Origin of the sequence: Geobacillus uzenensis, from assembly GCF_002217665.1 — a bacterium.
GTDB lineage: Bacteria > Bacillota > Bacilli > Bacillales > Anoxybacillaceae > Geobacillus > Geobacillus subterraneus.
This window is the reverse complement of sequence record NZ_NEWL01000007.1, coordinates 17,493-36,205: the sequence shown is the minus strand read 5'-3', so window position 1 is coordinate 36,205 and position 18,713 is coordinate 17,493. Positions and strand designations below refer to the sequence as shown.

At 47.5% G+C, this 18,713-nt stretch carries 12 protein-coding genes and 4 pseudogenes; 15 read left to right on the top strand and 1 reads right to left on the bottom strand.

The features are described from left to right. The first annotated feature begins 1 nt into the window (after nucleotide 1). Nucleotides 2–1,027, top strand: coding sequence for a GTP 3',8-cyclase MoaA (moaA, locus tag B9L21_RS12005; protein WP_063166568.1), 1,026 nt, complete (start codon nucleotides 2–4; stop codon nucleotides 1,025–1,027). A 99-nt stretch (nucleotides 1,028–1,126) separates the two neighbouring features. On the opposite strand, the gene ric is transcribed toward moaA, so the two are convergent. Continuing rightward, nucleotides 1,127–1,834 carry an iron-sulfur cluster repair di-iron protein gene (gene ric, locus B9L21_RS12000; RefSeq protein WP_063166567.1) on the bottom strand — a complete coding sequence of 236 codons (708 nt, stop codon included), beginning with the start codon at nucleotides 1,832–1,834 and terminating at the stop codon, nucleotides 1,127–1,129. A gap of 287 nt (nucleotides 1,835–2,121) precedes the next feature. Here ric and B9L21_RS11995 point away from each other — a divergent pair, with 287 nt between their 5' ends. The 14 genes and pseudogenes from B9L21_RS11995 to B9L21_RS11920 form a co-directional block, all read left to right on the top strand. Further along, nucleotides 2,122–3,078, top strand: a complete 957-nt coding sequence (locus B9L21_RS11995) for a methyl-accepting chemotaxis protein (RefSeq protein WP_063166566.1) — start codon at nucleotides 2,122–2,124, stop codon at nucleotides 3,076–3,078. Between the two features lie 50 nt (nucleotides 3,079–3,128). Further along, complete coding sequence (glp, locus tag B9L21_RS11990; RefSeq protein ID WP_063166565.1) at nucleotides 3,129–4,388, top strand: gephyrin-like molybdotransferase Glp; 1,260 nt, start codon at nucleotides 3,129–3,131, stop codon at nucleotides 4,386–4,388. Beyond that, the gene (mobB, locus tag B9L21_RS11985; RefSeq protein WP_031405159.1) at nucleotides 4,385–4,885 is read left to right on the top strand and encodes a molybdopterin-guanine dinucleotide biosynthesis protein B; all 501 of its coding nucleotides are present in this window, start codon (nucleotides 4,385–4,387) and stop codon (nucleotides 4,883–4,885) included. The genes glp and mobB overlap by 4 nt, the downstream gene beginning before the upstream one ends. After that, nucleotides 4,882–5,349, top strand: coding sequence for a molybdenum cofactor biosynthesis protein MoaE (locus B9L21_RS11980; RefSeq protein ID WP_063166564.1), 468 nt, complete (start codon nucleotides 4,882–4,884; stop codon nucleotides 5,347–5,349). Before mobB ends, B9L21_RS11980 begins: the two co-directional genes overlap by 4 nt. Beyond that, entirely contained in the window at nucleotides 5,346–5,576 is a 231-nt protein-coding gene (gene moaD / locus B9L21_RS11975) for a molybdopterin converting factor subunit 1 (protein WP_063166563.1), read from the top strand. Before B9L21_RS11980 ends, moaD begins: the two co-directional genes overlap by 4 nt. A 5-nt stretch (nucleotides 5,577–5,581) precedes the next feature. After that, nucleotides 5,582–6,310, top strand: coding sequence for a YwiC-like family protein (locus tag B9L21_RS11970; protein WP_063166562.1), 729 nt, complete (start codon nucleotides 5,582–5,584; stop codon nucleotides 6,308–6,310). A gap of 74 nt (nucleotides 6,311–6,384) precedes the next feature. Continuing rightward, nucleotides 6,385–7,153: pseudogene (locus B9L21_RS11965) on the top strand (ExeA family protein); the annotation flags it as partial. A gap of 761 nt (nucleotides 7,154–7,914) precedes the next feature. Beyond that, a pseudogene (locus B9L21_RS11950) lies at nucleotides 7,915–9,381 on the top strand (type I restriction enzyme endonuclease domain-containing protein); the annotation flags it as partial. Between the two features lie 334 nt (nucleotides 9,382–9,715). After that, entirely contained in the window at nucleotides 9,716–12,139 is a 2,424-nt protein-coding gene (locus B9L21_RS11945; RefSeq protein ID WP_063857335.1) for a UvrD-helicase domain-containing protein, read from the top strand. After that, a complete protein-coding gene (locus tag B9L21_RS11940; protein ID WP_225995661.1) occupies nucleotides 12,132–14,663 on the top strand; it encodes a PD-(D/E)XK nuclease family protein in 2,532 nt (843 codons plus the stop codon). Before B9L21_RS11945 ends, B9L21_RS11940 begins: the two co-directional genes overlap by 8 nt. Further along, nucleotides 14,638–16,317, top strand: a complete 1,680-nt coding sequence (locus B9L21_RS11935) for a UvrD-helicase domain-containing protein (RefSeq protein ID WP_225995660.1) — start codon at nucleotides 14,638–14,640, stop codon at nucleotides 16,315–16,317. Before B9L21_RS11940 ends, B9L21_RS11935 begins: the two co-directional genes overlap by 26 nt. 13 nt (nucleotides 16,318–16,330) lie before the next feature. Next, nucleotides 16,331–16,540: pseudogene (locus B9L21_RS17955) on the top strand (YdbC family protein); the annotation flags it as partial. 762 nt (nucleotides 16,541–17,302) lie between these two features. Next, on the top strand, nucleotides 17,303–17,866 hold the full coding sequence (locus B9L21_RS11925; RefSeq protein ID WP_033008850.1) for an NYN domain-containing protein: 564 nt from the start codon (nucleotides 17,303–17,305) through the stop codon (nucleotides 17,864–17,866). Between the two features lie 83 nt (nucleotides 17,867–17,949). Beyond that, nucleotides 17,950–18,357: pseudogene (locus tag B9L21_RS11920) on the top strand (type III restriction endonuclease subunit R); the annotation flags it as partial. Between the last annotated feature and the right edge of the window lie 356 nt (nucleotides 18,358–18,713).

Here is an 18,713-nt window from a genome sequence, read left to right as displayed (position 1 = left end):
GATGAGCGAGCGCAACCGAACGAACGTCATGGACCGCCTGTCCCGCCCGCTTCGCGACTTGCGGTTATCAGTGATCGACCAATGCAATTTTCGCTGCGTCTATTGCATGCCGGCCGAAGTGTTCGGGCCGAATTTTCGCTTTTTGGCGGAAGGCGAGCTGTTGACGGTCGAGGAAATGGCGCTTCTTTCGGAATGCTTTGTCGAGCTTGGCGTCGAAAAAATCCGCTTGACGGGCGGCGAACCGCTCTTAAGGCGCGATTTAGACGCGCTCATTGCGCGGTTGTCTGCGATTCCCAGCCTGCGCGATATCGGCTTGACGACCAACGGCGTCCATTTAGTGAAATGGGCGCAGCGGCTGAAAGAAGCCGGGCTAAAGCGCGTCAACGTCAGCTTGGATGCGTTGGATGATGACATTTTCCGCAAAATGAACGGCATCGGCGTCGGCGTCGCCCCGGTGTTAAAAGGTATCGAAGCCGCCCGGGCGGCAGGGCTCGGCGTCAAGGTGAACATGGTCGTCAAAAAAGGGTGGAACGACTCGCAAATCGTGCCGATGGCGGCCTATTTCAAAGAACAAGGCATTCCGCTCCGCCTCATTGAATTTATGGACGTCGGCACAACGAACGGCTGGGATTACTCCCATGTTGTGACGAAAAAAGAGATGTATGAACAAATCAACGCCATACATCCGCTCGAACCGGTTGAAAAAGCGTACTTCGGCGAAGTGGCGAGCCGCTATCGCTACGTCGGCACGGAGGTGGAAGTCGGCTTTATCGCCTCAGTGACGGAAACGTTTTGCCGCAGCTGCACGCGGGCGCGCATTTCTGCGGACGGGAAGCTGTATACGTGTTTGTTTGCCTCGAAGGGCGTATCGTTGAAAGACAATCTGAGAGCTGGGGCGACGAAAGAGGAACTGAAGTCGTTGATCACCGCGGTTTGGAACCAGCGGACAGATCGCTATTCAGAAGAACGGACGGAAGAAACGGCGAAACAACGGACGAAAATTGAAATGTCGTATATCGGTGGGTAACAAAGAAGCAGGGCCGCTCTTTCCAGCGAAGAGCGGCCCTGTTCTTTATCGTTCAATGCGCCTGCCTTTGCCTTAGAAATGGGGGAAGGGTTTGCTTGCTTATGCCTTCACCGCTGCCAGCACGCGCGGGAAGAGGACGTTGTTTTCTAAATGGATGTGGGTAAACAAATCTTCTTCGAGCGCCGCCAGTCGATTGTAAACGAGCCGATACGTGCCGCACGCGTCTTCCGGCGGGGTGAAGTCGTTGGTGATGTCGCGAATGTCTTTGATCAAATCGCCGGCGACCTCATGCTCATTGACCAGTTCGCGAACGGCCTGCTCGACTGCCTCCCGGTTTTCCGGCGAGGGGTTGTCGGCAAATTGGAAAATGAGCGGGAATGCTCCTGTTTCTTCTTTAATCAAGTGTTGCTCGAGCTCCGTTTTTAACTCATGAAACAGTTTATGCACGCGGGAAAGGTGCGGGTGGTGCATGCCGTGTACGCGCAATACTTTTGTGACATATGGGCTGAGCTGCGGCAGTTCCTCGTTCAAATAGCGGTGGTGCGTGTTGATGATATGATCGACCAAGTCGGTCAGCGGCGCTTCGCTCCAGTTTCCGGTCGGCTTGTTTTGCGCCTCTGCATAAAGGGTGTTCAGCTCGCGAAGGAGCGCTTCGCCATCGAGTCCGCGCTCTTCGATCGCTTCTTTTAACGGGCGCTGTCCGCCGCAGCAAAAATCGATGCGTCGCGCTTTAAACAAATCAGCCGCTTTCGGAAATTGAGTGACAATATCGCCAATCAATGATTGTTCAGTAAACCGCTGTTCCATTCATCATCCCTCCATTGATCCAATCGTTACAGCTTCAGCATACCGTGTTTTCCACAAAGGTGTTGTGACGGATCTCACATACGTAAAAAAAAGTGGACATCGATCTATGTGACAAACATCACAACAGCCCGTTTCTTCTTTATCGTACAATGAAAAAAAGCAGACTTTTGCTGATTCTTTTCGGAGGCGGTGTCTGCTTTCATGGACGAGAACGGACATGTTCAGCAGAGAACATACAGCGTGTTGACAACAGAAGCCAATCAAGAGCAGGAAAAGGGGAGACAAATATGTGGGCGTTGGTGAAGGGAAGGCAGTGGGAGGAGGAAAAAACAGAACTGGAGCGGCAACTCGCTGAGATGAAAGAAGAGCTCACGAGACAAAAGGAAGCCATTCATGAGACGGTGGCAGACCTGCTTGGGGAGCTGCAGGAAATCGTTCACCAGCACGAGGTGGTCAACGGGCAACACCATGTATTAGGCCAACTGGTTGACCGAACGAAAGAAAAGGTTGATAATGTCAGTACGCTCAGCAAGTCATCATATGCGATTTCCGACCGTCTGTGCGAACAAGGGAACGCGTTGGCGGAGACAGCGGGCCAGATGGTCGCAGCCGCAAAAGAAGGCATCCGCATGTCGGAAGAAATGGAGCAGGCGATGGGGCGGCTCGGCAGTGAGATGGAAACGACATCGGCCGCGATGCATCGGTTGCGCGGCCGCTCGCAAGAAATTGAACAAATTGTGAAAGTGATCAAAGAAATCGCTGGACAGACGAATTTGATTGCGTTAAACGCCTCGATCGAAGCCGCCCGCGCCGGGGAGCATGGCAAAGGGTTTTCCGTTGTCGCTGCTGAAGTGAGGAAATTGGCTGAGCATACGGCGGACAGCACCGAAACGATTCACCAGCTAACTGACGCTGTGCAGCACGAAATCGAGCGATCGCTCGAGCAGACGGAAGTCATTTCGTCCTTGATCGAAACGGTTGTCCAAATGAGCATCCATACAGCGCGGAAATGGTCGGCGATGATGGAGTTGATCGATCGAGTCGAAAATCGGGCCCAAGACGTGCTAAACTATATTCAGGAACAATACCGCTATGCGGATAAAGTGAGGCAAGAGCTCGAACAGTCGGCCGCTTTGTTCGGCGAGACGCGGGAGATGATTTTGCAACATATCGCCGATGCGAGCGTCGTTGATGAAAAGTTGGCGGGAGGCATAAAACAACTGCAACAATGGCAACAACGGTAAAAGAAAGATTATCGTTGCCGCCAGGCGTATGATCGAAAGGAGAGAGAGAGATGGTTGAAAGACGAACCCCGATTCCTGTAGCGGAAGCGATCGATCGGGTGATGCGTTACGCCGGAGTGGGAGAAGAGGAAACGGTGCCGCTTCGCCAGTCGTATGGCCGCTATTTGGCTGAAGATTTGCGCGCTGACCATGATGTGCCGCCGTTTGATCGCTCCCCGTATGACGGATTTGCCATTCGCGCCGCCGATTCGGAAGGAGCGGGGCTGGATCGTCCGGTCGAGTTTGAAGTGATCGAAACGATTGGCGCCGGACAAGTGGCGGAACAGCCCGTTGGTCCGTTTCAAGCGGTGCGCCTGATGACCGGAGCGCAAATTCCACAAGGGTGTGATGCGGTCGTCATGTTGGAGCTGGCCAAACAGTATGAACGGGATGGAAAAACGTATATGTCGATTAAGCGCCCGTTCCGCCCTGGCGACAACATTTCATTTCAAGGAGAAGATGCCAAAAAGGGACAACCGCTCGTCGAGAAAGGAACGCGCATCAATCCGGGAGTGGCGGCGCTGTTGGCGACGTTTGGCTACGCCGAAGTGAAGGTGGCGAAAAAGCCGCGGATCGGCTTGTTTGCAACCGGCAGCGAGCTGCTTAACGTTTCTGAACCGCTCGTTCCGGGAAAAATCCGCAACAGCAACGCCTACATGATTGAAGCACAGGCGCTCAAAAGCGGCGCTGAGCTGATCTATTTTGGCCAGCTGGCCGACGACCTCGACGCGTGCTTTCACGCCGTGCGCGAGGCGCTCGACCAAGTGGACATGCTCGTGACGACCGGCGGCGTCTCGGTCGGCGATTACGACTATTTGCCCGCCATTTACGAGCGGCTGGGGGCGAACGTTTTGTTTAACAAAATCGCCATGCGCCCGGGGAGCGTGACGACCGTCGCGGAGTGGAATGGCAAGCTGCTGTTTGGCCTCTCCGGCAATCCGTCGGCGTGCTACGTCGGCTATGAACTGTTTGTCCGCCCGGTCGTGCGGACGCGCTTGTTTTCCCCCAAGCCGTATTTGAAAAAAGTGAAGGCCACGCTCGGCGCCGATTTTCCAAAGCCGAATCCGTTCACCCGCTTCGTGCGCAGCCGAGTCGAAGCGATTGACGGCCGGCTGATCGTCAAACCGGTCGGCATGGATAAGTCGAACATCGTCACCTCGCTCGCGGCGGCCAACGCCTTGATGGTGCTGCCGGGCGGGACGAGAGGGTTCGCTAAGGATGACGAGGTGGACGTATGGCTGCTCGATGATGATGAGGGATCGAGCGAATGAACGTCTGGCAAGTTGTCGGCTATAAACATACGGGCAAGACGACGCTCGTCGAAAAATGGGTGGCGGCCGCCGTCCGGGAAGGATGGCGCGTCGGGACGGTAAAGCATCACGGCCATGGAGGCGAGCCGGCACGGCCGGAAGGCGTCGATTCCGTCCGTCATGAGCGGGCCGGGGCGGTGGCGACAGCGGTGGAAGGGGATGGGCTGTTGCAGCTGCATCTCCGCCGCCCGTTGTGGCGGTTGGATGATGTGTTGGCGCTTTATGCGCCGCTTCGACTGGATCTCGTGCTGGTCGAAGGCTATAAGCAGGCGCCCCATCCGAAAGTCGTGCTCGTGCGCTCCGAGGAAGATTGGGCGTCGCTTCAGCACCTCGCCAACATCCGCGCCGTCATCGCCTGGGAGCCGCTTTCCCGGCCGCTGCCGCACCCTGTGTTTTCGCTGGCTGATGAGGCCGCATATATCCCATGGTTGATGAATGAGGTGAGAAGAGGGACATGACGGAATCGTTGTTTGCCATCACGTCTGAACCGATTTCGGTCGAAGACGTGATGAAAAAAGTGATGCGCCCGGAAGCCGGCGCGGTCGCCGTGTTTGCCGGCACGGTGCGTGAATGGACGAACGGCAAGCGGACGCTCTTTTTGCAATATGAAGCGTACGTGTCGATGGCGGAGAAAATGCTGGCGCAAATCGGGGCGGAAATTGCGGAGAAATGGCCAGGGGCGAAAACCGCCATCACCCACCGGATCGGGCGGCTTAAGATCGGCGACATCGCCGTCGTCATCGCGGTTTCCTCGCCGCACCGCGCCGAAGCGTATGAGGCGAACCGCTATGCCATTGAGCGGATCAAGCAAATCGTGCCGATTTGGAAAAAAGAGCAATGGGAGGACGGAAGCGCCTGGGTGGGCGACCAGTTGGAAACAACGGCGTATCCGTCCGGAAAACCGGAGGTGAAAGAGGAATGATCCGTCTATTGTTTTTCGCCCATTTGGGCGAGCAAATCGGCGAGCGGGAAGTGATGTGGCCGCACGTTCCGGAAACGGTGAAAAAACTGAAAGACGAAGTGGAAGAGCGCTATGGCGTCTCGCTCGGGCGCGTCATGACCGCGGTCAATGAGGAGTATGTCCGCGACGAAGCGCCGCTTCACGCCGGCGACACGGTCGCCTTTATTCCACCGGTAAGCGGAGGATGAGACGGATGGCGAACAAAAGCAAATGGGTGATGCCAAAACAACACGGCGCCTGGGCGATGCTCATCATCCCGTTCTGGCTCGGGGCGTACGCCGGTGGGCTTTCGTGGATTCACGCGCCGCTCTTTGTCGCCTGGCTTGCGCTCTATTTGGCGACGTATCCGCTCTTGATGGCGGTGAAAACGAAGCGGAAAGAGCCGTACGTGCCCGCCGCCGCCCGCTATGGCGCCATCGCCGCGCCGGCTCTGGCCGTTTCCCTTTGGCAGCGGCCGGCTCTTGTTCTCTTTGGCTTGGCGATGATTCCGTTTTTCCTAGTAAACATCTACTACAGCAAGAAAAAGAACGAGCGCGCTTTCTGGAATGATGTTGCGGCCATCGCGGCGTTTTGCGTCGGCGGCTTGGGCGCCTTTTATGTCGGGCGCGGGGAATTGACGTTGGAGGCGTTCGAATTGGCCGCATTTTCCTTCCTTTTTTTCATTGGCAGCACGTTTTACGTCAAAACGATGATTCGCGAAAAGAAAAACGAGCGGTACAAATGGCTGTCATGGGGGTACCATGCCTTGTTGATTGCCGGTCTCATTGCCATCGGCGAGACATTTGCCGTTTTGGCCTACGCGCCGAGCGCCATTCGCGCTGTCTACTTATACGGAAAATCGCTGCCGATCATGAAACTAGGCATCTTGGAAATCGCCAACGCGGCGTACTTTTTCATTGCGATGATCGTGCTCTACTCTTGAGCGAACCCCAAACGGGAGGCATCCATGACCGTTTGGGGTTTTTCGTTTGGTTAGGCGGGATTGCTTTTTTATAGCCGTTTGCGAAAGAAACAGATCCGTCCGAGGCGTATCAAGGGGCGGCGTTTCAAGAAGCGCTGCGGGCGCTGGAGTACGTGAAACGAACCCGGGGGAATCGGGCTGTTGATTGGGGAGCCGGGGGCGGGCAAGACGTTCGCCCTTCGGGCGTGGAAGGAATCGTTGTCCCCTTCGTTGTATCATGTGGTCTACTTCCCGTTATCGACCGGAGGCGTGATGGATTTTTACCGTGGACTGGCCTTGGGATTAGGAGAGGAACCGAAGTACCGCAAGGTAGACCTCTTCCGCCAAATCCAGCAGGCGATCGAGCGATTGCATCATGAACGACGGATCACGCCGGTGTTCATTTTGGACGAGATGCATTTAGCAAAGGATGCATTTTTACAGGACATCGCCATCTTGTTCAACTTTGAGATGGATTCGACCAACCCATTTGTCTTGATGTTGGCCGGGCTGCCCCATTTACAGGGGAAGCTGCGGCTCAATCAGCACCGCCCTCTCGATCAGCGGATCATCATGCGATGCCGGATGGGGCCGCTGGAGAAGGAAGAGGTGGCGGGCTACATCGAGCATCGGATGAAACAGGCCGGGGCGAAGCATCCGATCTTCACCCCATCGGCGTTAGAGGCGATTGCCCTGCAATCACGTGGTTGGCCTCGTGTCATCAACACGTTGGCCACGACGTGCCTGTTATACGGGTATCAGCTGAAAAAGGACGCCATTGACGAAGAAGTGGTGCGCATGGCCGCAGAGGAAATGGGGTATTAGCACGAAAGGGGCCGAATCGGCCTCTTTTGTGCTTTCTCTTTTCCATCGGTCCATCAGGCGCGCTGGAAATCTTCATCTGAAAGAGCGTGCAAACGTTCCGAAAGAATGTGCAAAATCCGGAACAATCCGCAAAAATTTTGCACATTATTTCCGAATCCGCCTGAAATAATTTGAAAAAGGGATTCTGAAATAATGTGCTAATTTACATTTTTTAAAGGTACGGTCTCTGCAAAAACGTATAGTTGGGACCCATACGAGTGGGAATGACCGGAGCAATCAGGTCTTTTTATTTTTGTCTAACCGTTTTAATGAAATAAAAAAACCGATTTCCCAGTCAGGGAATCGACTTCGAAAAATCTTATTTCAACTAACCCACCTAATAGTTTAAGAATATTTTTTATGGTTCACTAATCCCCATTGCCAATAGCAAAAGAAAAGCAACGGCCAAAACCGCTCCATTTCCTATCAAGCTGATAATTAGCAGAAAGAAACGTTTAGTCATCAAACACGATAACGCCGCGAATAAAATACCAATAATTGATAAGATACCATAAATTATGATCACGAAATAAATATCAGCATTTGGACCTCTTTCGACATAGAAAATAATGATACTTATAATTACAGGCAACGTAACTATTCACCCCAGTGCTAGTGTATAAAAAAGCCCAGCACAAATAGGGCATTTCGGTCATAGAAAATGCCCTAGGTAGCGGAAAGAACTCGATCGATCGTTTCGCCTGCCAACAGAAGACATAATTAACCAAGTCGCCAATCCGTTTCAAAAAGCAATGATTGTCTGCATGAGCCGGCGCATTGCGGTGGATTTGTATAATTATCTGAGAGAGATTCCAGAATGCCCTCCTGTTGAAGTGATTATGACAGGGGATGTATCAAAGGATCCTAAAGAGTGGCGCGAAGTCCAGCCGGGAAGCAAATATGCGCATATTAAATCGAAAAAAGAACAAGAAGAAGTGAAAGCCAAACTTCGTGATCCAGAAGATCCGTTGAAATTTGTCATTGTCGTTGATATGTGGCTGACAGGAATGGACGCCAAACCGCTTTCTTATCTTTATGTTGATAAGCCGATGAAGGGACATAACCTGATGCAAGCCATTGCCCGTGTAAACCGCGTGTTTCCGGGGAAAGAAGGCGGTGTCGTCGTTGATTACATTGGCATTGCCACCTCTCTGAAAGAAGCAACTCATAAATATACGCAAAGCGGCGGTACGGGAAGTCCTACTTATGATATTTCCGAAGCCGTTAACATCTTTATGAATCATCTGGAGACAGTAAGGGGATTTATTCCAAGCAAGATTGATGTGCAAAACTGGCGGGCAAAACCAAAGATAGAGCGCGAAGACTTCATTGCAGATCTTGTTAACATTCTTTTAAATCGAGATCCCGAGGAATATATCCAAGCAGCCACCAAACTAGAAAAATCGTATCAGTTGGTGAAACATCAGCCGGAAGTACTTGAACTTGCAGATGAAGTCATGCTCTATTTAATGATGAAAGCGCAGCTTCGCAAACATTTACGCCCGTCTACTCGAGGATCTAAGGAAAACAAAACATTAGAAGAGCGATTATCAGAACTGATTGACAATAGTCTATTAGCGAAAGAAACTGTTGACATTTTCCAAATAGCAGGGATTGAACGCCCAGATATCAGCATATTGGACGAAGCGTTCTTAGCAGATTTAACGAAAAAAGAGCATGTAGACTTGCGCTTAAAGTTGTTGAAAAAACTTTTAGAGGACCAAATCAAAGTGACATTTAGCCAAGGAAGCCCACAGTCAAAGGCGTTAAGCGAACTTCTAGAGAAAACGTTAAGGGATTATCATAATCGTGTTATTCAGGCTGCCGATGTGGTCAGGGTTATGATTAACATGCGCAAAGAAATGGAAGAAGAAATACGCAGGCGACACGACTTGGGGCTGTCAGAGGAAGAAATTGAATTTTACAAAGCAATCACGGCTATGGAGCAGGAAGCGTTCTCAAACGAGTTTCTTGCGAGTTTAATCCATAAGGTGGTCAACGCCTTAAAGAAACAATTAGCCGTAGACTGGACGAGTCCTCACCGCCGCGATGTCTATGCCAAAGTGAAATTAGCTGTCAAGCAAGTGCTCATGAAGGAGAAAATTACGGGACAACAATTGCAGTTCTTAACAAATAAGTTCATGGAGCAAGCAGAACGACAATATAAAAACTGGCCGATGAATGCGTGATCATGCAATAAATGGTCTATTTGATGAATGGAGCCTAAAAGTTATGCAGTCGGCTAGTAACAGGTGTAGATTTCACTATAAGCAAGCATTACGATTTTTTGCAACCTTTTTCGTTCTAGCATCGAGCTTTTGAAAGCCAGTTCTGTCGGGAAAATTTTTATTTGTTTTAGTCGCCTCTCGTTTTCTTATGTGTCAGGGGAACTGAGGGGCGATTGATTCACCTGGTCATTGTTCAGAACAGGTGCACTAGCGTATAAATTCTGTAACTAAACCGCTATTTTAGTATAAAATAGGGATGCAAGTTACTGTCTATAAATATTAGGAGTGTATACCAATGAATGAGGCCAAATATTCTGTCCTGCTATTTTCATCTGATATTCGGCAAATACGAGCAAGTGAACTTCGGCAATATATCCAAAGCGGCCGCAAGGTGTATTTGCTTGCGTTTGATGATCCGCAAGAATTATTAGAGGATCCGATTTTGCATGAAGCATATAAGAAAGAATTGCTCCAAGTTTCTATTGTTCGCTATGCACCAGAATGGGAACGGGTATGGGCAGTGATTGAAGATGGCAAAGTTAAAGTTAATGACTCTCAATTATTGGATTATCTTGATCAAAACAGTGCTTTTAATAAAGGGCAGTATGAACTCGAACATGCCTATAGCCGCGGACATTATATTGTGAAGGCAGGAGCAGGCACGGGAAAAACGACGACGATGATCAACCGGATCATGTTTCTCAAGCATATGCAAGGGGATCTCAATTTGCGTTCAGTTGTCATGATCACGTTCACAAACGAAGCTGCTTCCAATATGCGTTCAAAGTTGTTAGAAAAGATAAAAAACTATTACGATTTGACGAAGGATAAAAAATATTTAGAGTGGATGGAAGAAGCAGGACGGATGTTTATCGGCACCATTCACTCGTTTGCTAGGGAGTTTCTCGTGACAGAAGGGCAAACGCTAGGTTTTTCGCGGTTGATGGAAGTGAGGAGTTATAAACATGAGCGGAGACGGCTGATCGAGAAGTATATTGACCAGTTCTCGGTTGAATGCCCGGAGATATACGAACGTTTTCGGCATATTCCCCACTATCAAATCATTCGTTCTTTTATCGTTATGATCGAGCAGCTGCATAACAAATCGCTTTCTGTTGAAGCGATTGGGCAGCTTGATTTCGGGACAGACAGCTGTGGGTTTCATGAATTTGCCGATTATGTCATGAAACGTGTTATTCGGGAGCTTGATGAACAGAAAAAGACGGAGGAAACGTTGGAAATTAGTGATTTAATCAGCCGTCTAGCGTCGCTTAAGAATCTTTCTTCCGATCAACTCGATTTGCCGATCCGTTATTTATTTGTCGATGAATTCCAGGATACGGATGAATCACAGACGGCATTCATCAGTTGGTTGGCAGAGAAGTATGGTTGTCAGTTGTTTGTGGTTGGGGATGTGAAGCAAAGCATTTATCGGTTCCGAGGCGCGGACTATACGGCGTTTCTTCAATTGCAACAACAGCTGGAAACAGCCGATCAAGTGTATAAAGAGTATTCGTTGCAAAAGAATTACCGATCATCACCGACATTATTAACACAATTGAATGCCTTATTTCAGAAATGGACAAAAGTCGTTGAAAAGTTTCCTTTTGATGATACGGACAAGCTGATTCCGGCGAAAGAGGAAGGTTGCAAAGAGGGAGAAGAAGGATTAGTTGCGTTAGATATGGGTGATCCCGCTCTAAAATGCTTGCTTCACCGTTTGTATCGCGAAGATGTTGCCATCTTAGTCCGCTCAAACCGTGAAGTTTTGGAAATGGTGGATAGAGTTGAGAATATGGGGTTCTTTTGTGAAGCAACTATGTCAGGAACTTTTTACCGTTCATTGCCAGTAAGGGAATTTTACCTGTTGATCCGGAGGTTTACCCACCCGTATGTTCCGAAGGATCGTTATCTCTTTCACCAAAGCTCTTATGGAGAGAATGAACTGACTATCGCCAGAGTGTTATCAGCTTATACGCCGGAAACGTCTTTTATTCTTGATTTATTGCAGACATTTGACAATATGGAACGGTGGGAATGCCAATGGAACACATCATCCGCCCTTGCTGTGTTGCAAAACATCATTGATGAAGTTCGGCCGCATGAAGTCTTTCGGCTGCGCTACTACAACCAGTTGAGATCCCGATTTCCTGATGGAGATGTGGAGATGCATCGGAAAGAAGCCATTGCGAAAATGAAGGAATACAAAATGAACTTGGACCGCCTTATTTTTTTCATCAAAAAGGAATTTGGCGATTTTCGCGCATCTTTCTATGATCTGGAGAAATTTTTAGCAATCAAAATGGCAACAGATGCTTCGGAGAATGAGCTGAAAATAACGAGGGGGGTCAATCACCGGATCAAAGTGATGACCGTCCACAAGGCAAAAGGATTGGAGTTTGACTATGTGCTCATGCCATTGACGCGCCATCCGTTTATTAAGCAAGGGGAAACGGATGTGATGTTAATTTCCGATCGAGCGCAGTGGAAACTCGGATACAGCATTCGTTGGGATGATATGGAGTTTGAAAATAATTATTACAATGAATACGCCAGATCAGAAAAGAAAGAATTGATCGGCGAAGAAGCTCGACTGCTGTACGTAGCGTTGACGCGGGCGCGAAAGGCGGTTTATGTAAACAGCTCTTCCCAAATGAATCCATATCAGGCGCAATGTTGGAGCGACTTGTTAGAAAGCGGGGAGATGTTGGTTGTTTAAAGTCAAGTACTACCAGCACACAACACATTTTTACGAACGGTTCAGAATCCGGGAAGGCGAAATCCATCTTACGCAAAGTACTGCGTTGGCACAGTATTTGAGAAGTGTCACCGGGGCATCGAAAAGCCAAGTACTGGCATATCATTCGTTTGTAAGGAAGCTGTTTCCTAATTGGAATCATCCGCATACTGAAATCTATTTGCGGTCGATGATACGCCAATACATTCATCAACATGCTTCGGAAGAATCGATGGACTATTTAGAGAAGAAGGTTCGCGATTTTTATTTATCTCTCCGTTTTTTAATCGAAATGGGGATGACGCGGTTGTTTGACTTTCCGAGCGTGCAGCTGAAGGAAGAACAAAAATTTCTGATTGGCATGTTCGAGCAGCTCAGACATGACCCTATCGTCGTCAGCTATCGGCAAGAACGAGCCCATCTGACCAAGAAAAAAATAGCGGAGACATTGAATATTGATACTGACATTCATACCGTATGTGTTCATCATTTCGATTACATTGATGCTGTACGGATGATGATGTTTTATCAATTGCAACAAATAGGATTGCATGTCATATTTTATATTCCATTTAATCCCCATGCTCCAAATGTTTATCAAACATGGCGTAAAATTTATGAGCGGGTGAGCGGAAGCGAGTATAGCCGTTGGGAATGCGTCGAGAATTCCCAGCCGCGCCGAGGCGCGAAATTTGCTCGCTATTTGGGCGATCGTTTTCTAGATCAGGAAGATCCATTGCGCCACGTTCGTTTTCTCACTTTTGGTCATCCGACAGAATTTAAAGAGTATTTGCAAAAACACCCGATTGTAAAAAACCATAATGAAGTAGTCGCTAAATATGAAAAAGACTTAAACATATACACAAATTGCACCAGAAACGATCATTTTTACGCCAGCCGCTATGGACAATTTTTCTTGTCTTTGCAAAACTGCAGAAAAACAAACGATGGCATTGTCTTAACTTATGACGATTACGTCAACATGATGACGTCAGGGTGGGTGCAGTCTGGACATGTAAACGGCACGCAAGCATTGACGTTGCTGATTGATTTGCGCAGTTATATGGACGGCGTGGGGAGTTTTCAAGAGATCATGGAACGCCTGCAAGCGCTTGTTGATCTTCAGGAAGTCAGCCGCGTATTTGATGAAACTGCGAAGGAACAGGCGGGGAGCCACCGACTGAAGCGTTATTTAAGCAACCCGTTTCGCTGTTTTCCATATGTGCATCAGTCTAGATACCGAATCTCTGTCAAGCAGTTGATTGAATGCACAAAAGATTTGGCTCGAAAAGTGAACCGTCTGCTATTGGGGGAAAGGGAAAAGAGAAATGTCAGGGTGTATATTAAAGAACTGAACGACATCTATGTGGCTGTGAGCGGCCAGTGGGAACCTAGTGCTAAACAAAAGATGGAAAAGTTATTTTCCGTTTCTATTCCTGCTGACTGGGAGTTTACGATGGAAGAGTTATACCAGTTTCTCACATTGCACTTAGGTACAGAGGAAGATGAGGAAGACGATGATCAAGACAGTCCACAAATTGTAAACATTGACCAGTTGGTTGGAAAAACGTTGATTGCACATAACATTCACGTAACAGACTTATCGTTGCGAACGTTTCCTTGGGAACAGTCTGAAATGCCCCACTTATTGACGCATAGTTGGTTGAAAGAATGCATTCGCCGTTCATTTGTTGCTGCGAATCGAATCATGCGGATGAATGCGCTTGTAGTTGATTATTATTCACGGAATGTTACAAGAAATACTGCACTATATTCCATTTATCATCTTCTAGCGTACGGTAAGGGACAAATTACTTTTAGCTATATTAAAGATTTGTACGAGCATGACGGACCAAGCATTTATTTCACTATCTTACAGGAATTGTATGGGCAAACGGAAGAAGTTGCAGAGGAGCAACCCGAGGAGTGGAAATGGGAAGAAGAGACCGTTGTCCAAGAGGAGATGCCGAAAGAACCGTTACAGGCTATTCCCGATTTGTTATGGTTGGACAGCGACTTTTGCCAACGGAAATTCTTTTTCAATGCGTTTGTTGAACATCATCCAATTTACGAAAGCGATTTTCATCAGCAGCAAGCTTTTGCGATCATCGGCAAACTTCTTGCTGAACAAGGGGATGGAGAAGCGCTGGTGCGGGAGACCATATTCCCTTTATTTCCGCAATGGACAAATGCGCACAAGCAGAACTTGTTGGATACAACCTATCCCTCCAGCCTAAGAACGTATAAATCATATCAGAATATTTACTATCCAAAGGCAATGAAGCGGCTTCAACGCTTGGGAAGCAAATATATGGTCACAAAAAATTGGAAAGCGAAATATCAATATGACCATGACACCTTCCGAATTGACGAGCATATAAAAGAATTTCTTGCAAGTGTTCAAACAAAGGAAATCGAAGCAAGAAGCGGACAACATTGCCGCATGTGTCCATTCCTGCATGTTTGTAAGGACGGTGAATATGTCATCGATGCAAACGACAGCTGATCTCCGTAAGAAACGTCTAGACTTTGCCAGACGATCAGCGCGAGCTTGGCAAAATTACTTCGATGCCCATGGTCTGTTGCCTAATATTACGCTAAGCCCTGAACAAATTTCCGTTGTCCAGCAAGACGAAGACCAAATGTTGATCAACGGTTCGGCAGGCACCGGCAAAAGCCTGACATTAATTTATAAGTTGCTAAAAGTCATGGAACAGGAAAATGAACCGAAGCGCATTTTATATTGTTCGTTTAATACGATGCTTGTTGAAGATGCCAGAAAACGAATCGAACAGTCGAGCAAGTTTCATGAGATCAAAGACAAACATACCTTGCATATGGAAACTTTTCACTATATGGCGGCAAGGATTTTAAGGGAAATTGGTTTTCCAAACGCAGAGTTTTTGCGGATCAACCTTGAAAACTTGCGGCGCTATGAGGACGCCATTACACGCCGTACGATAGCGCTTGTAGATACGTTTATGGAAAGCGAAGAATATAAAAAGTTGCCGCTGGAACAAAAACTTTATAAAACCCATGCGGGTACGTTTTTAATGGATGAAATTCTTTGGATGAAAGCGAACGGTTTTGTCACAGAAGAATCGTACTATCATTGTGAACGGGCGGGAAGGGGAAACATCCCGCGATTAACCAAAGAGCAGCGCCGAACGATTTTCTATTTGTATAAGGAATATGAGAAAATGTTAAAAAAACAGTTTCACGATCATTTAGATTTAGAAGATTATGCTTTGTTGCTGCTGAAATATTTTGACGATATTCCCGATTCATTGAAGTACGACTATATTTTTGTCGATGAAGTTCAGGATTTGCAGGCGATGCAATTAAAGGCCTTGGTCGGATTGGCCAAAAAATCAATTGTTGTCTCCGGCGATCCAAAGCAACGTATTTACAAACGAAGCCCGTTCTCTTATCGGGATTTAGGGTTGCACATCGAGGGGAGAAAAACGAGAAACTTGCGAACAAACTACCGATCAACAAAACAAATCATGAAACTGGCGAGCAGTTTGGAGTTCATTGATGCAGAAAACGACCGTTTGGATGATCAACGTTTTGTGAGGGAAGGAAAAAAACCGTCGATTTACTTTTTCCAGAGCTCGAAAGAACTGAGTTGTCATCTAGTGAACCAAGTAAAAGTGATTCAGAAAAACGATTCGGATGCGACAATTGCTGTTATCCACCGCCATGATGGAGATACATATGCGATTAGTCAATGTTCGGTTCTTATGGAATTAAAGAAACACTTTGATGTCATCACCTCATCCCAATATGGAAGAAGATTTGACTTGAACAAACAAAAAAAGCCGATTTTGTTTACAGATGCATATAGTGTCAAAGGACTTGAGTTTGATTATGTATTTTTGATTCATTTTGACCGTGATCATTATCCGAATAAAAAGAGGATTGAAGAGTTGGATAAACGAGCCGGCGACAATAAAAATAGTGACGGCTACAAGGCGGATTTTGAAGCTATACTCAATGATGAAAAGAAAGTTCTTTATGTTGCAATTACTAGGGCGAAAAAAGAAGTGCAGTTGATGTATACTGGCCGCAACTTTAGAAGTATTTGTCCTTTTGTAAGAAATTTCTATAAAGAAGATTACGATGCCTTTGGCTTTGATTCAAGTATATATTCCAAGTAAGGAAGTGGTTTGTTTGGCAACGATTCAGTTTGAAATCAAAAAACGAATTGCGACGTTGTCTAGTTCGCCCAAAGGATGGAATAAGGAACTAAATCTTGTGAGCTGGAACGGATATCCTCCGAAATATGATATACGGGATTGGGATGCCTCACATGCGAAAATGGGCAAGGGAGTTACCCTTTCAGAAGCGGAAGTGAAGGAGTTATATTATGCCTTAAAACAGCTGTTTGAAAAGAATTCATCTGAAAACTCTAGCATACAAAATGGGGATTGGCGGAAACGAATCGATGAATGGGCGGAGAGCTCGCCGTTATTTATTCAACAAATCAAGAATGTACTAATATTCATGAACGAAAAAGGGTACCCTGTCGAGAAGCAAAGGCAATTACTAACGGGGATACAATCGGCATCATCTGAAGAAGCGTTGCAATACGAAATAGAAAGCATTAGCAGCATTTATCCTTCATTCCATAGGGAGTTTATTATCCTGGTTCGAAAGTTAGAGCCGGAGGAACTGGAACGGTTGTTTTTATATATTTGTCATCGCTAGAAAAGGTGAGGAATTCGAATAAAAAATGGTGGGATGATCTGAGTGGGGGACCGCAATGAACTTATTCTGTTTTTGGCTGGAAAAGGCATCTCATCGATCGGATGGCGCGGTTGGAAACCCAAAGACATGTGTTCAACCAAAAGAACAGTTGCTGAAAAAGGCAAATGAAGTGCCCAGCGAGGCCAAGACGACATCGAGAGCAAGTCAAACATCACAAAAACGTTGCCTATGCCTCGGAAATCTAACAGCTTCTCGGGGCGAACCGGCTCGATGCGAATGATCTGTTCGTCTCAACTGGGGGATTTACATGCACCGTTTTTCCAATTATAATGATATTTAGAATAACCGCTGCCGTTCGGATGGATGGCAGGTCAAGAGAGAGGGGCGGCATCGCCGCTCCTTTTGTATTCATTGCCATGGACGGGAGGGAATGCGTTGTATTCGCGAATTGCCTTATTTATTGATGGTGGATATCTCGACCATGTGTTGAAATGGCATGGAAAAGCCAAAATCGATTACAGCAAGCTTGCTCAACAAATGGCTCAAGGCCATCTGCTTTTACGAACGTACTACTACCATTGCCTTCCCCATCAATCATCCTATCCATCTCTAGAGGAAAAAGACTATTTCTCCCATGCACAACGTTTTTTCAAAAGACTAAACCGGCTTGGTAGTTTTACCGTCCGGGAGGGAAAGCTAGCATTTCGTGGCATTGATGAGCGTGGGTTTCCAGTGTTTGAGCAAAAAAGGATCGATGTGATGCTAGCAACCGATTTGGTTATGCATAGTACGAAGAAATTAATCACTCATGCGGCATTGTTGACGGGGGACAGTGATTTTTTGCCCGCGTTGCAAATCGCACAATCAGAAGGAGTGCATATCACTCTTTATTATTCCGACGGAAATGATGAGATTCGGCCACACGACGAACTGCTAGATCTTGTCGATGACAGGAAAGTAATCGATGCGGAATTTCTCCACAGCATTCGACGGGAATGAGAAGGCGATTGTGTACAAACTGTTATTTCCGAAGGGCGCGTTTTTGATTTCAGCCGCCTATTTGAGAAATGCCACCGCAACTCCAAAATGAAAAGCTCCTCGCCTATTTGAACGACAACGCCATCCCGAGCGAAAAATCGCCGTTTGACCATATCCTTTACGATTCCGATGTGGAAGAGCGGTTCGCCAAACGTTTTGAACACGATGAGAACGTAAAAGTGTACGTCAAACTGCCGAGTTGGTTTAAAATTGACACACCGATCGGCTCCTACAATCCCGACTGGGCGCTTGTCATCGAAAAGGATGGAGAGGAAAAACTGTACTTCGTCCTCGAGACGAAAGGACAGGAATGGGAGGACGAACTGCGTCCCGGTGAAGCAGCGAAAATTGCCTTCGCCCGCAAACACTTCCAAGCCATCGGAACAGACGTGGAATTCATCGGACCGGAGAATGATGTCGAGCGGTTTATGTTACGAGCCTTAAGCCGTTGAAGGTGGGGACAAAACAGAAGCCAAGCGGGCTTCTGCTTTGTCTTAGCATCACATTATGAATTGACCCGGTTGAATGCAAAATCTTTGAGACATCCAAGAGCACATTCCCGAGCAGCAACAGGGCGCTAGTGTATTGCACACTTAGAGAAATAGGAGTTGATAAAAAATGAGCTTCAAAGCGGAAGCGTTATGTGTTCTCATCGCTTCGCCATCGGTATAGAAAAGGGAGCGGCACCGCACCGCTCTTTTTGTATTTTTGATTGGTCGACAAAGTTCGACGGCAACGTTTTACAAAAGTTGATACAATCAAATCAACTGAATCTTTTTATCTATGACAAAGGGAGGGGACACGGATG

Coding starts and splice junctions, on each gene's coding strand:
- moaA (WP_063166568.1), top strand. CDS start 2: ATGAGCGAGCGCAACCGAACGAACGTCATGGACCGCCTGTCCCGCCCG.
- ric (WP_063166567.1), bottom strand. CDS start 1,834: ATGGAACAGCGGTTTACTGAACAATCATTGATTGGCGATATTGTCACT.
- B9L21_RS11995 (WP_063166566.1), top strand. CDS start 2,122: ATGTGGGCGTTGGTGAAGGGAAGGCAGTGGGAGGAGGAAAAAACAGAA.
- glp (WP_063166565.1), top strand. CDS start 3,129: ATGGTTGAAAGACGAACCCCGATTCCTGTAGCGGAAGCGATCGATCGG.
- mobB (WP_031405159.1), top strand. CDS start 4,385: ATGAACGTCTGGCAAGTTGTCGGCTATAAACATACGGGCAAGACGACG.
- B9L21_RS11980 (WP_063166564.1), top strand. CDS start 4,882: ATGACGGAATCGTTGTTTGCCATCACGTCTGAACCGATTTCGGTCGAA.
- moaD (WP_063166563.1), top strand. CDS start 5,346: ATGATCCGTCTATTGTTTTTCGCCCATTTGGGCGAGCAAATCGGCGAG.
- B9L21_RS11970 (WP_063166562.1), top strand. CDS start 5,582: ATGGCGAACAAAAGCAAATGGGTGATGCCAAAACAACACGGCGCCTGG.
- B9L21_RS11945 (WP_063857335.1), top strand. CDS start 9,716: ATGAATGAGGCCAAATATTCTGTCCTGCTATTTTCATCTGATATTCGG.
- B9L21_RS11935 (WP_225995660.1), top strand. CDS start 14,638: ATGTCATCGATGCAAACGACAGCTGATCTCCGTAAGAAACGTCTAGAC.